Annotated in this window: 11 protein-coding genes; 3 read left to right on the plus strand and 8 right to left on the minus strand. The window is 78.7% G+C overall.

All coding sequences use genetic code 11. The annotated features are described in order from the left end of the window. Window positions 1-118: 118 nt before the first annotated feature. Complete coding sequence (locus FHN55_RS05770; protein ID WP_218974384.1) at window positions 119-1,714, plus strand: methyl-accepting chemotaxis protein; 1,596 nt, start codon at window positions 119-121, stop codon at window positions 1,712-1,714. Window positions 1,715-1,765: 51 nt separating this feature from the next. Here FHN55_RS05770 and FHN55_RS05775 read toward each other — a convergent pair whose 3' ends face one another. Genes FHN55_RS05775 through FHN55_RS05790 form a run of 4 tightly spaced genes read right to left on the minus strand, consistent with a single transcriptional unit; the run spans window position 1,766 to window position 5,237 of the window. After that, entirely contained in the window at window positions 1,766-2,893 is a 1,128-nt protein-coding gene (locus tag FHN55_RS05775; RefSeq protein WP_139711308.1) for an SIS domain-containing protein, read from the minus strand. Between the two features lie 18 nt (window positions 2,894-2,911). After that, on the minus strand, window positions 2,912-3,523 hold the full coding sequence (locus FHN55_RS05780; protein ID WP_139711309.1) for a hypothetical protein: 612 nt from the start codon (window positions 3,521-3,523) through the stop codon (window positions 2,912-2,914). A gap of 59 nt (window positions 3,524-3,582) precedes the next feature. Further along, window positions 3,583-3,804, minus strand: a complete 222-nt coding sequence (locus FHN55_RS05785; protein ID WP_139711310.1) for a hypothetical protein — start codon at window positions 3,802-3,804, stop codon at window positions 3,583-3,585. Further along, a complete protein-coding gene (locus FHN55_RS05790; RefSeq protein WP_139711311.1) occupies window positions 3,801-5,237 on the minus strand; it encodes a phosphomannomutase/phosphoglucomutase in 1,437 nt (478 codons plus the stop codon). The genes FHN55_RS05785 and FHN55_RS05790 overlap by 4 nt, the downstream gene beginning before the upstream one ends. Window positions 5,238-5,416: 179 nt before the next feature. Between FHN55_RS05790 and FHN55_RS05795 the strand changes: the two genes are divergently transcribed. Then, window positions 5,417-5,746 (plus strand): hypothetical protein, encoded by a 330-nt coding sequence (locus FHN55_RS05795; RefSeq protein WP_139711312.1) that lies wholly within the window; start codon window positions 5,417-5,419, stop codon window positions 5,744-5,746. 75 nt (window positions 5,747-5,821) lie between these two features. Here the strand turns inward: FHN55_RS05795 and FHN55_RS05800 are convergent, their stop codons facing one another. After that, window positions 5,822-6,190: a DUF3499 domain-containing protein gene (locus FHN55_RS05800; protein WP_139711313.1), complete on the minus strand. Its 369-nt coding sequence runs from the start codon at window positions 6,188-6,190 to the stop codon at window positions 5,822-5,824. Window positions 6,191-6,350: 160 nt separating this feature from the next. Between FHN55_RS05800 and FHN55_RS05805 the strand changes: the two genes are divergently transcribed. Further along, complete coding sequence (locus tag FHN55_RS05805) at window positions 6,351-6,788, plus strand: metallopeptidase family protein (protein WP_257570731.1); 438 nt, start codon at window positions 6,351-6,353, stop codon at window positions 6,786-6,788. Between the two features lie 61 nt (window positions 6,789-6,849). On the opposite strand, the gene FHN55_RS05810 is transcribed toward FHN55_RS05805, so the two are convergent. From FHN55_RS05810 to FHN55_RS05820, 3 genes are all read right to left on the minus strand, one after another. Continuing rightward, window positions 6,850-8,544, minus strand: a complete 1,695-nt coding sequence (locus tag FHN55_RS05810) for a DUF5719 family protein (RefSeq protein WP_139711314.1) — start codon at window positions 8,542-8,544, stop codon at window positions 6,850-6,852. Then, window positions 8,541-11,999, minus strand: a complete 3,459-nt coding sequence (locus FHN55_RS05815) for a glycosyltransferase (RefSeq protein ID WP_180357667.1) — start codon at window positions 11,997-11,999, stop codon at window positions 8,541-8,543. The genes FHN55_RS05810 and FHN55_RS05815 overlap by 4 nt, the downstream gene beginning before the upstream one ends. Before the next feature lie 170 nt (window positions 12,000-12,169). Further along, window positions 12,170-12,424, minus strand: coding sequence for a WhiB family transcriptional regulator (locus tag FHN55_RS05820; RefSeq protein ID WP_180357681.1), 255 nt, complete (start codon window positions 12,422-12,424; stop codon window positions 12,170-12,172). Window positions 12,425-12,990 lie beyond the last annotated feature (566 nt).

Here is a 12,990-nt window from a genome sequence, read left to right on the forward strand (position 1 = left end):
GCGCGAGGTCCCCGCCCCGCTGCCGTCACCACCCTCAAGGACCCCGGGTCCGCTGCCGATGCCAACGGCCTGGTCCATCGAGGGGCCACCGCGACGACGCACTCCACCTGGAGGTCCCGTGCCGACCACTCCTGCCACCCGCCGTCTGTCCGACGCGCCGCTCGGCGTCAAGCTCGGCGCCTCCGTCGCGGTCCTGGGCCTGGTGAGCACCGGACTGACCGTCCTCGCCGTCGACCGCATCAGCGCCCTCGAGGACGGCCAGCAGCGCCTGTACGCCGAGGCCGTCGTCCCGATGAGCCGCCTCAACGACCTGCAGCGCGCCTACCAGGGCGACCGCGCCCGCTACGCCTCCTACGGGCTGCTGGACGCCGAGGACCGCGCCGACGTCACCGCGGAGCTGGCCGAGCGCAAGGCCAAGCTCGACGCCGCGCTCGCCGACTACCAGGAGGTCGCGGACGACCCGGCGACCGCGGAGCAGCTGGGCGACGACCTCGCCGCCTACTACGCCGTCGCCACGGGGCAGCTGGTGCCCGCGGCCGACGCTGGTGACACCGCCGCGGTGGGCGCGGTGGTCACGGGCCCGCTGCAGGACGCCGTCGACGTCGTCATGGACGACGTCCAGGCCGAGGCCGACGGCAACCGCGACCGCGCCGCCGCCGTCAACGCCGAGGGCGCGGCGACGGCCGCCCGGGCCGAGCTGGTGATGTGGCTGGCCCTGCTGCTCGGCGTGCTCGCGGCCGGAGCCGTCGCCGTCGTCGTGGTCCGGCGGGCCCTGCGCACGGTCCGGGAGGTGCGCGCCTCGGTGGAGGCGCTGGCCGGCGGTGACCTCACCGCGGCACCGGAGGTGACCAGCCGCGACGAGCTCGGCGCCACGGCAGAGGCCCTCGGCCGGGCGCTGGCGTCCCTGCGCTCGGTGATGGGCTCCGTGGTCCGCTCCGCTGACGCCGTGGCCGCGGCCTCCGAGGAGCTCTCGGCGACGACGACGCAGATCAGCGCCTCGGCCGACGAGACCAGCGCGCAGTCCGGCGTGGTCAGCGGGGCGGCCACCGAGGTGGCCGGCAGCGTGCAGACGGTCGCCGCGGGCGCCGAGGAGATGGGCGCCGCGATCCGCGAGATCGCCAGGTCGACGACCGAGGCGACCCAGGTGGCCACCAGCGCGGTGGCCGCGGCCGGCGCCGCCAACGACACGGTGCTCCGGCTGGGCGCCTCCAGCCGCGAGATCGGCGACGTCGTCAAGGTCATCACGAGCATCGCCGAGCAGACCAACCTGCTGGCGCTCAACGCCACCATCGAGGCCGCCCGCGCCGGGGAGGCCGGCAAGGGCTTCGCCGTGGTGGCCACCGAGGTCAAGGAGCTCGCGCAGGGCACGGCCCGCGCCACGGAGGACATCGTCCGCCGGGTCGCGGCGATCCAGCAGGACTCCACGGGCGCCGCGGAGGCCATCGCGGGGATCGCCGAGGTCATCGAGCGGATCTCCGGCTACCAGACCGCCATCGCCTCGGCGGTGGAGGAGCAGACCGCCACCACCCAGGAGATGTCCCGCGCGGTGGCGGAGGCCGCCGGCGGCACCGACCAGATCGCCGACAACATCAGCGGCGTGACGCGCGCCGCCTCGGCGACCAGCTCCGCGCTGGCGCAGACGGGGACCGCCGTCGAGGAGCTGGCGCGCATGGCGTCCTCGCTGCGCTCCGACGTCTCGGTGTTCCGCTTCTGACCCCCGTCCCCGCCCCCGCACGGCCGAGGACCGGTCGTGCGGGAGCCGGGGTCAGCGCAGGGCGTCGCGCAGGTCGGCCACGTGCGGGCTGGAGCCCGGGTCCGTCCCGGAGCCCAGCGCGAGGTAGGTGGCCGCGAAGTCCGTGCGGGCGATGAGCAGCCCGAGCCGCTGCAGCGGCGTCTCGCCCTCCACCGACACCTGCGAGACGCGCACGCCGGCGCGCTCGGCGATGGCGACGACGGCGGAGCTGGCGGGCGCCTCCAGCTCGCGCAGCAGCATGAGCCGCAGCTTGGGACCGCCGGGGCCGTCGAGGAACGGGTCCGCGAAGACGTCGTCGGGCGTGGTGGCGAACGGGCCGCCGAAGGTCGCGACCACGTCGCCGGCGTCGTCCGGGAGCGTGCCCGCCAGGGCCGGCACCCGCGCCGAGCGGGCCAGCACGGTGGCGGCGCGGCGCGCGGCCACCGCGGAGACCGGCCCGTCGCCCAGCACCACGGGCACCGACCCGTCCAGCTCCACGGCCAGGGTCTTGGCGGGGTTGACGAACGTGTCCGAGGACGGCCGGTCCTCGCGGGCCTCCTCGTCGAGGGCGTCGGCGAGCGCCGCCAGCTCCGACGGCCCGGCGCTCAGCAGCCCCAGCCGGTCGAAGGCCAGCAGCACCGGCGTCAGGAGCGACCACAGCGCGGTGCGGGTGGTGGGGACGGCCACCGCGTCGCGCCCCGGCGAGGGGGTCTCGACGTGCAGGCCGCGGACCTGCTGGCTGACGCGCGCCAGGGCCGAGCCCTCGCGCGAGACGGTCAGCACGCGCGCGCCCCGTCGTCCTGCCTCGGCGACCACGGGGATCGCCGGGCTCTGGGACCCGGACAGCGACACGGACACCACCATGTCCAGCGGTCCGACCCAGCCGGGCAGCACGTCGCCGGTGCGGGAGATCACCGGCACCGGGGAGGCGGCGCCGGCGAGCGCGGTGACGGCGTCGGCCACCACCTCCGAGCCGCCCCGGGCGGCCACGAGGACGGCGCGCGGGCGGTCGGACGGGTCGAGCCTGGCGATGCCCGACTCCAGGGCGTGGTCGGTGGCGCGGCGCACCTGCGCGCCGGCTCCCGCCAGCGCGCGCAGCACGCCGAGGGGGTCGCCGGCCTCGAGGCCGGCGGGGTCGTCGAGGAGGGCTTCGTCGATCATCGCGGCATCACGACCCCATCATCGGGGACGGGCCCGTCCGCCGTCGGCCGGCCGGAGTCCCGGAGCCTCGAGGTGGCGGCGCGCCGCCTGCTCCTGCGCGGCCCGCAGCGCCTCGGCGGCCAGCTCGCGGCTCCAGTACTGGACGCGCGGGTCGAAGAGCTTGGGCAGCGCCAGCGCCAGGAAGGTCGCCGGGCCGCCGAGGACGCCGAGCAGGAGGATCAGGAGCGCGAGGCCGATCTGCCCGCGGTCGGCCGCCAGGTCGCACGCCAGGAGCCCGCCGCAGAGCACCACGGCGCCCAGGACGAGCCCCGCCCTGGCGTGACCGAGCTCGTAGTCGTCGGGGGCCGGCGGGAGGCGGTCGGGGCCGTGCGCCCGGCCGGCCCTCCCGGCCGTCACCGCCGCCCAGCTGGCGAGCTCGGCGGGCACGGCGGGGCCCAGGCCCGCCGGCGCACCGGCGCTGGCGGCCCCGTCGGCCGCGGCGCGTCCGCGGCGGCGCGCCTCGGCGCGCAGCGACTCCCCCCGGCGCGCCTCGGCGCGGCGCCGGTCCTGGCGCGCCCGCGCGCGGCGCTGGAGCCAGCTGCTTCCCCGCTCGTGCGTCGAGGGCGGGCCCGGCTGCGGTGAGGCGTCCATGACGGCACCCTCACCGCGAGGGCTTGCCAGGACGTTGCAGGTCGCCTGCGAGGACCGCGTCAGCGCAGCGGGACGGCGTCGCCGGCGAGCAGCACCGGCACCCCGTCGACCACCGGGTACGCCACCGGCCGGGCCGGGTCCGCCTGCGGCTGCGGGGCCAGGCCCGCGCGGCCGTCGGGCAGGACGACGTCGACCAGCTCAGCCCCGGTGACCGGGTCGCGCAGGAGGGAGCGGACCCACTCCTCGCGCCACGGCTCGCCGGCGGCGCCCGCAGCGCTCACGAGGCGCCCCCGCCTCGGACCTGGGCCAGCACCTCGTCGCGCACGCGCTCCATCGTGCCAGCGTCCTCGCCCTCGGCGTTGAGGCGCAGCAGCGGCTCGGTGTTGGACGGGCGGAGGTTGAACCACCACGTCGGGCTCTCGCCCTCGGGCGAGGAGATGGTGAGGCCGTCCATGGTGTCGACGACGCCGCCGCGGGCCACCCAGCGCTCGCGCACGGCCGCGGTCGTCCCCGCGACGTCGGTGACCGTGGAGTTGATCTCACCGCTGGCGGTGTACGGGTCGTAGTCCGCGACGAGCGCCGACAGCGCGCCGTCCTGCTCGCCGAGGGCGGCGAGCACGTGCATCGCGGCGAGCATGCCTGTGTCCGCGCCCCAGAAGTCCTTGAAGTAGAAGTGCGCGGAGTGCTCCCCGCCGAACACGGCCCCCGTGCGGGCCATCTCGGCCTTGATGAAGGAGTGGCCCACGCGCGTGCGCACCGGCACACCGCCGGCGGCGGCGATCTGCTCCGGCACGGCGCGCGAGCAGATGAGGTTGTGCAGCACCGTGGCGCCCGGGGTCTTGGCCAGCTCGCGCAGCGCCACCATCGCGGTCACCGCGGACGGGCTCACCGGCTCACCGCGCTCGTCCACCACGAACACGCGGTCGGCGTCGCCGTCGAAGGCCAGGCCGATGTCCGCGCCGTGCTCCACGACCGCCCTCTGCAGGTCGACGAGGTTGGCGGGCTCCAGCGGGTTGGCCTCGTGGTTGGGGAAGGTGCCGTCCAGCTCGAAGTACATCGGGACCACGTCGAGGGGCAGCGCCGGCAGGCCCGCCTCCGCGCCGAGGACGGCCGGGGCGGTCAGGCCCGCCATGCCGTTGCCGGCGTCGACGACCACCTTCAGCCGGCGCGAGCCGGACAGGTCCACCAGGGAGCGCAGGTGCGCGGCGTACTCGGCGAGCATCCCGCGGTCGCTGCGGGTGCCGGTCGCGGCGGCGGTCGGCAGCTCCCCGGAGTCGAGGTACTGCTGCGCGAGCGTGCGCACGTCGTCCAGGCCGGTGCCGGTGCCGACGGGCTTGGCGCCGGCGAAGCACATCTTGATGCCGTTGTAGGCGGCCGGGTTGTGGCTGGCCGTGAACATGGCCCCCGGGGCGTCGAGGTGGCCGGAGGCGAAGTAGAGGCCGTCGGTGGAGCACAGGCCGATGACGAGCACGTCGCCACCGCGGTCGGTGACGCCGCGGGCGAACGCGTCGACCAGCACCGGGCTGGTCGGGCGCATGTCGTGCCCGATGACGAGGGTCCCCCCGGGCCTGCCGGTGCGGCCGGCGACGCCGAGGACGTCGGCGGCGGCAGCTCCGAGGGCGTGGGCCACCGTCTCGTCGAGCTGCTCCGGGGCGAGGCCCCGGACGTCGTACGCCTTGACGATGGTGGCCAGGTCGATCCGCTGGGTCGGCACGAGCCGGAAGCGTAGCCACGCGGGGGCCGGTCCCGGGCGCTCGGCAGCGCCCAGAGGCCCGGAGGAACCCCTCAGGGAGCAGTGCGCTGCGCCGATGGGATGACTGCCGCAGCGCGCGCACCGGCGCTGCCGCCCCGCTCACCAGCGGCGCACCTGGCACTTCCCCGCCGAGGAGGACCGTGGTCACGTCCACCACCACCCTGCCGTCCACGCCGATCAGCACCGCACCCGGCGCTGCTCCCCGCGGGACGGCGAGCCCCACCGGTGGTCCGCGCCGCCGTCGGCGCCAGGGCGCCGCGACCCCGCCGCTGGGCTCGCTGCTGCAGGCGACGTCCGCGCGGCCCGCCTGCCCCGCGTGCGGCGGCGACCAGCTGACCGTCCTGTCGATGGTCCTGACCGACGGCACCGCCGTGCGCTTCAGCTCATGCCGGGGCTGCGAGCACCGCCAGTGGGACGCCCAGGACACCACCCTGAGCATCACCGAGGTGCTGGAGCGCAGCCGGGGCTGAGCCCCGCCCGAGACGCCCGCCAGCACGGAGCCCCGCCGAGCAGCTGCTCGGCGGGGCTCCGTCGCGTGCGGGGGGTCAGTCGCGCAGCACCCTCAGGTGCCCGCGCCGGCCGGGGCCGCTGCCCGCGGCGGGACCGACGGAGACGGGCTCGCGCACCGGCACCGGCTCGGGAGCCGGACGCGCCGCCTCACGGACGGCGTCGGCCAGGGCCAGCAGGTCGTCGTGGCTCTGCCGGTGCTCATAGGCCTCCGGCTGCAGCCGGACCACCTCCCAGCCGCGCGGTGCGGTGAGCCGCTCCGCGTGCGCCGAGCACAGGTCGTAGCAGTGGGGCTCGGCCGCCAGCGCCAGCGGGCCGAGCACGGCCGTGGAGTCCGCGTACACGTACGTCAGCGTGGCGATCGCGGGAGCCCCGCACCCTGTCCTGCTGCACCGTCGCGACGCCATGACCTGACGGTACTCCTGCGCACTCCGCGTGACGGGTATTCGCCACGACTCGCCGTGTTCGCGTCGTCACGATCCCGGGCGCGTCGGCTCCCCCCGCGGTGGCGCTCCGGCACCGCGCGGCCGTCCCAGCACGCCTCCGGGCGCCGTCTAGGGTCGGGTGGTGCCCAGCACCCGCGGAGTCCGACGCCGCCGCCGCGACCGCCACGGCCGCGGGCTGCGCGGGCCGCTCATGCCGCCGGAGCTGCCCGGCACCCGCACGCGGGCGGAGCGCTTCGACGACGTGGTGCTGGACGCCGTCGAGCGCCTCGAGCACCGGTGGGCGGAGCAGATGGCCGCCATCGAGTTCGCCGTCGAGGACGTGCCGCCCGGTGACTCGGCGGCGTGGGAGCGGCCGGAGGTCGCCCTGGGGCGGTTCTTCCCCGCCACCCGCACGCAGCGCGCGCGCATCGTGCTGTACCGCCGGCCGCTCGAGACGCGGGGCACCGACGAGGCCGACCTCGCCTCGCTCGTGCACGAGGTGGTGGTCGAGCAGGTGGCCGCGGCCACGGGCATGACCCCGGAGCAGGTCGACCCCCGCTACCGCACCGACGACGACTGAGCCGCCGGCCCGGCGGCGGGCACAGCCCGCGCCCAGCAGCCGCGGTGGTGGCCGCGCCGGCTCAGGGGCCGGTGAGCGTGACCGGCACCGACGACGGCGCTGCGGCCCCGGCGCCCACGGGCGCAGCGGACACGAGGTCCCCCCCGCCGCCGGCCGCGGCGGTGACGCGCGAGGTCAGCGCGGCGACGACCTGCCCCGCGCCGTCGTCCTCCCCCGCACCCGCCGCGGGGGCCACCGGGGTGAGGAGCAGGGCGACCGGGGTGCCCTGGGCGCCGGCGGCGCGGGCGAGGTCGTCGACGTCGGCGGCGGTGGTGGTGGACGCCGGCAGCTCCACGCGCCGCGCGGGGCTGGTCCGGCCGTCGGCGCCGACGACCGCGACGTCGACCTGCGACGCCCCCCGCGAGCTGAGCACCAGGCGCACGTCGGGGGTGGTGGCGCCGCTCTGGCGGCCCTGCTTCGCCGGGGGCGGCAGGGCGACCAGCGCGGGGCCCGCCAGCGGCGGGACGGCCGCGGTCCAGGCGAGGTCGCCGGGCTGGCTGCCGTCGTCGGTCGGCGCCGTGTCGGTGCGGACACCGGCGAGCACCGGCCCGTCCGCCTCCACCGACAGCGCCACGCCGCCGGAGGGCAGGCCCGGAAGGGCCACGTCCACCACGGACTGCGGCGGCACGGCCGTGGCCGGGGCGGTGCCCGAGGGGACGCTCGCACCGGACGCCCCGACCACCGCGAAGCGGGCGACCACCGGGTCGGTGCCGGGGTTGGCCAGGCGCAGCACGGCGGGCTGCGCGCCGGTCGACGCAATGCCGGGCACCACGAGCGAGGCCGCGGGCGCGGCTGCGGGGCCCACCACCTCGGTGCCGCCGGGCACCAGCCCGTGCAGCACGGACTCCACCAGCCAGGCGGCCACGGGGCCCGCGGAGGACCGGACCTGCACGGCCAGCGGAGCACCGCCCGCCGCACCGCCGTCGGACGAGCCGTCGAGCACGCCCTCCAGCAGCACCGACCGCTGCTCGCCGGGCCCCAGGGACAGGCCCTGCAGCGCGCTCGGCTGCTGCGGGCCCTGGGCGGTCAGCACGGTCACGTCGACCGTGGTGGGGGTCTGCGCCACGTCGGCGAGCACCAGGCGGGTGGACCTGCCGGCGCCGCTCGCGCCGCCCACCAGCCACGCCTGCTCCTGCGGCGCCGCGCACGCGGGCGTGGACAGGCCGCGCAGGTCCCCGCCGGGAGCCAGCGACGTCGAGGCCCCGGCGAGCAGGGGGGCCCGCCTGTCCACCGGACCGGAGGACAGCGCCGTGCCGGTGCCCGCGACGGCGGTGGCGGGGTCGGCGTCGACGCGCTGGAGGTCGCCGAGGACCTTGGACGAGGTGGCGCGCGGGGCCGCCGCGCCCGTGGCGGTGCTGCTGCCAGGGCTCGCGCCGGGGTCGGCGCCGGCGTCGGACGTGCGCTGCATGAGCGGCTGCCCGCTGAGCACGGGCGCGCCGCTGGCCACCACGAGCCCGGTGGTCCCGCTCAGGGCGGCGGAGGCGGATCCGCGACGGCCGCCGTCCGCGCCGGTGACGGGGACGGGAGCGCCCGGGCACACCAGCTGCGCGCCGGAGGCGGGCACCGGCACGGCCACGGCCGCCGGGGACGAGCCGCCCGCCGCGGGGGACGCCGCCCCGCCGGGGGCCGCGACGGCGCCCAGGGCCAGGCCGCCGGCCACGAGGGCCGCGGCCCCCACCGCGCTGAGGGCGGCCGCGGCACGGCCCGCGCGGCTCACGACCTGCTCCGCCCGCGCACGGGCACGGGCACCGCGACCATGGCGGTGAGCAGCAGCACCGCGCCCTGCAGCCAGTCCCACACGAGGGCCGCCGGGGCTGCCCTCGTGATGACGAGGTGCCCGCCCTGGGCCGGCACCTCCACGCCGAGCGCCCACCCGTCCACGGTCACCACGGGCAGCCGGCGGCCGTCCAGGTGCGCGCTCCAGCCGCTGTCGGAGCGCTCGGCGACCACGGCCGTGCGCTCGTCCTGCCCCGCCGCGGCCTGGTCGGCGCTGACGGCGGGGACCTGCGCGTCGACGTCCTGCCCGTCCGAGGCCAGCGCCGCCAGCACGGTGCCGTCGGAGGCCACGAGCCGCGCGCGGGAGGGGCGGTCAGCGGCGGTGTCACCGCCGCCGCTGGCGGGGAGCACGCGGTACAGCACGCCCGCGGCGGTGCTGCCGGCCCGCGACAGGCCCGCGACCGCGTCGAGCCTGGCGGTGGCGCGCTCCGGGACGGCCGGACCGGCGTCCTGCCCGGGCTGCTCACCGGGCTGCTCACCGGGCTCGGGAGCCGCCCCCGCACCGGTGGGCGGCGGCTCCAGCAGCACGTAGCCCACGCCGAGGGCGGCGAGCGCCTGCCGGGGGTCGGCCGAGCCGGCCACCAGCGCGGCTGCCGCGGAGCGCAGCACCCCGTCGGCGGCGGCCCGCGACGCGGTGGCGCTCGCACCGGCCACCGGGCTGCCCTCGGCCGCCAGCCCGGCGACGACCGAGGTGCTCGACAGCGTCAGCGGGCCGCGCCGGAGCAGGGCGCGCACGTCGCCGTCGTCGTCGACCTGGAGGTGCAGGGTGCTCACGGCGTCCGGCGAGCGCGCCGCGTCGAGGGCCACGGCGGGCACCTGGTCCGTGGAGCGGGTGGTGGTGGTCCCGGGGGCGCCGGCCTGCTGGAGCGCCCACGCGCCGAGCAGCAGCGCGGGAGCGGTCAGGGCCGCGACCGCGGCGACCGCCGCGAGGGCGGTCCCGCGGGCGGGCCGAGCGGAGCGGGGTGCGGCCTCGAGGGGCTCGGGGGTCTCGTCGTCGTCGAGCAGGGGGTCTGGAGCGGGCGCCCGCAGCACCCGGGGGGCGCGGGCGAGGGCAGCGGTCCCCAGCCCGAGCAGCACGAGGCTCGCGGCCGGGCCGGCCCACCCGCCGGCTGCGGCGGCGGCCACCGCGGCCAGCAGCCCGGCGCCGGCAGCCCACCAGCCGGCGCGCGCGACCCGCGCCCGCGGTCCACGGGCGGCAGCTCCGACCAGCGCGAGCACGAGCAGCACGGTCCCCGGGAGCGCGGCGAGGACCGTTGCAAGGGGCGCGGCGCCGAGCAGGGCCGGCGCTGCGGTCCCCGTGAGCGGGTCGCCGAGGGCGGCGCCCGGGTCTGCCAGGAGCAGCTGCCACGAGGGCGCGGCGGGTGCGGCGAGCGGCAGCCCGGGGCCGAGGAGCAGCGCTCGGGGGTCGGCGAGGGCGGGCGCCAGCAGGGGCCCGGTCACGGCCAGCGGCGCGAGCACCGCCCAGAGCACGGCCCCCGGCCAGCGCCTCGCGGTGAGGGCCACCACCACGACCACCAGCAGCAGCGGCACCAGCAGCTGCGGCGCCGCGGCCACCGCGAGGGCGCCGGCCAGTCCCGCCAGCGCCCCGGCGGCCACCGCGGGCCGGCGCGCGGAGACCGTGGCTGTGCGGGCCAGCCCGAGCGCGACCCAGGGCAGCGCCAGGTGCGCCACGAGGGCGCCGAGCCGTCCGGTGGCCGAGGCGGCCAGCAGGGGCGCGGCGCCCGCCCAGGTGAGGGCGGCGGCCGCGCGCAGCAGGCGGGAGCGGGTGGCGGCGCCTGCGGCGGCCCACCCGCCGAGCGCGGCCAGCGGCAGCGACAGGAGGAGCAGGGCCACCACGGCCAGGTGCGGGGAGCCGCCCACCGGCAGGCTCAGCAGCGCCAGGGCCGACAGCCAGGGGTCGGCCGGGGCGGCGGTGCCCAGGCCCAGGGGCTGCCAGTCGGAGCGCGCCGCGGACCACAGGTCGGCCAGCCCGGGGGCCGCCGCCAGCGCGCCCCCGGTCACCTGCGCGCCGGGGGCCAGCGCCCCCAGCAGCGGGTGCAGGGCCGCCACCGCGACCACGGCGAGCGCGGCCAGCAGCGGCAGCAGCACGCCCAGGCCCCGGCGCACGGGCCCGGCGGGGCTGCCGTCGGGCTCGGCAGCGAACTCGTGCTCCGCGGCCGGTGGCGCCGAGGGGTCCTGCAGCGCCCGGTCGAACCCCTCGCGGGGGGCGGGGACCTCCGGCAGCCGCACCACCGGGACCCCGGACGGCGGGGTGGTGGCCACCGCCAGCGCCCGCGCCGCCACCACCGGCAGCACGCCGGTGGCCGGCGCGATGCCCGTGCGCGCCCAGCGGTCGCGGTGCCAGCGCACCACCTCCCGGCGCGGCACGAGCAGGGGCCGCAGGGAGCTGCGCGGGCGCACCGCCGTGCGGGCGGCGGCGCGGCGGGCGGCGAGCACGCGGTCGGGGCGGGCCAGCGCCGCCAGCACCGCGGTGAGCTCCCCGCCGGCGCTGCTCGGCTGCTTGGCGGCCACGCGCACGAGCAGGCGCGCCAGGCCTCCCAGCAGCACGGCGAGGGCGACGAGCGGCAGCGCGGCCGGGGCGGCGGCGGCCAGCCGGGCGTGCGCCTCGTGGCGGCGCTCGGTCCAGCGGACGGACCGGGCCGCGCGGGTGCTGCGCGCGCCCGCGCGCGTCGCGTCGACGTGGCGGACCACGGCGCTGGGGACCACGACGACGCGCGAGCCCGCGAGCCGGGCGCGGCGGCACAGGTCGAGGTCCTCCCCGAGGACGGGCAGGGCCGGGTCCCCTCCGAGCCGCTCGAGCAGGTCGCGGCGCACGAGCATGCCGGCGCTCGACACGGCCAGGACGTCGTCGCGGTGGTCGCGCTGCCCCTGGTCGCGGTCGCCGAGCTCCACGCCGGTCAGGCGCCGCCCCAGGGCGGACGTGCTGAAGCCGACCTGGTGGAGCAGGCCCTCGTCGTGCCAGTCGACCACCTTGCAGCCGGCCACCCCCACGGACGGCGCCACCTCCACCGCGGCGAGCAGCTGCTCGAGCGCGTCGGGGGCGGGGGCGCAGTCGTCGTGGAGCAGCCAGACCCAGCGCAGCGCCGCGGGGACGGAGGTGTGGTCGCGCCCGCGGGAGGTGAGGGCGCTGGCGTCCGTGGCGGCCAGGGCGGCGCGCGCGGCGTCCAGGAGCCCTGCGCGGCGGCGCAGCGGGAGCACGCCCACGGCGGTGGTCCCGCCGAGCGCGCGGGAGCGGCGGGCGTGCGCCGCCAGCAGGGCGGCGCTGCCGTCGGTCGACGCGGCGTCGAGCAGCACCACCCGGTCGGGGGCGCGGGTCTGCGCGTCCAGCGCGTCCAGCGCGCCGGGCAGCCAGCGCTCGCCGTCGCAGGCGAGCAGCACGGCGTCGACGTGGGCCACGAGCGCGTCGGCGCCGCGCTCGCGCGCCGGCTGCCGCAGCCGACCGGTGCGCTCGGGGTGCTCCCCGGCGACCCGCTCACTGCTGGCGGTGGCGGTGGCGCCGCGCTCCCCCGCGCCCCGGCGGGCGTGCCGGGGCTGCGGCGACAGGGGCGCCGAGGAGGTGCTGGGGCTCAGACCGCGCGGCGCTTGACGCGGCGCCGCTCGCGCTCGGAGAGCCCGCCCCAGATGCCGAAGCGCTCGTCGTTGGCCAGCGCGTACTCGAGGCACGGGACGCGCACCTCGCAGCTCATGCAGACGCGCTTGGCCTCGCGGGTGCTCCCGCCCTTCTCGGGGAAGAAGGACTCCGGGTCGGTCTGCGCGCACAGGGCGCGCTCCTGCCAGTCGGCCGCGGCGTCGGCGTCGCCCTCGCCGAGGACCAGCTCCAGCGCGGGGTCGCCGTCGCTGAGCTCGGCGTCCTCGTCGTCGTCGACGTCGTCGGACAGGTCGTCCAGCTCGGCCTCGAGCTCGGTGTCGAGCTCCTCCAGCGAGGGGCCGGTCAGCGCCTCGAGCGAGCTGCGGGGGGCGATGAGGCCCGCGTTCGCCACCGCGACGACGGGGATGGAGCCCGTCTCGGTGGGGAGGGCCGTCCGCGGGCGCGGAAGGCCGAGGGAGACGGTGGTGCTCTCGCTCATCTCGACTCCTTGGATCAGTCTGTGCGAGCCCCGCGGAGGAGCTCCCGCCCTGCGAGGCGGTGACTGAATTACATACGTGCGACTACGCGACGTGCAGGCGAAACGCAGGAAGCGGCGGCACGTGTTTGCGGCGCTGGGCGTGTCGCGCCCTGCGCGCCGCGGGGCAGAACGGACACCACCGGACACTCCGGGCCAGCGCGGGCCCGGGGATGGAACGGGCGGATCGGGCGGGCGACACCACCGACGGACATGGTCGGCGCTCTGACCAGCGCCGATGCCTCACGAGTCACACACGTACCACTGATCACATACGTCACGGC

Source organism: Streptomyces sp. NP160 (assembly GCF_006335115.1).
In the GTDB taxonomy this organism is placed as follows: Bacteria; Actinomycetota; Actinomycetes; order Actinomycetales; family Quadrisphaeraceae; genus Quadrisphaera.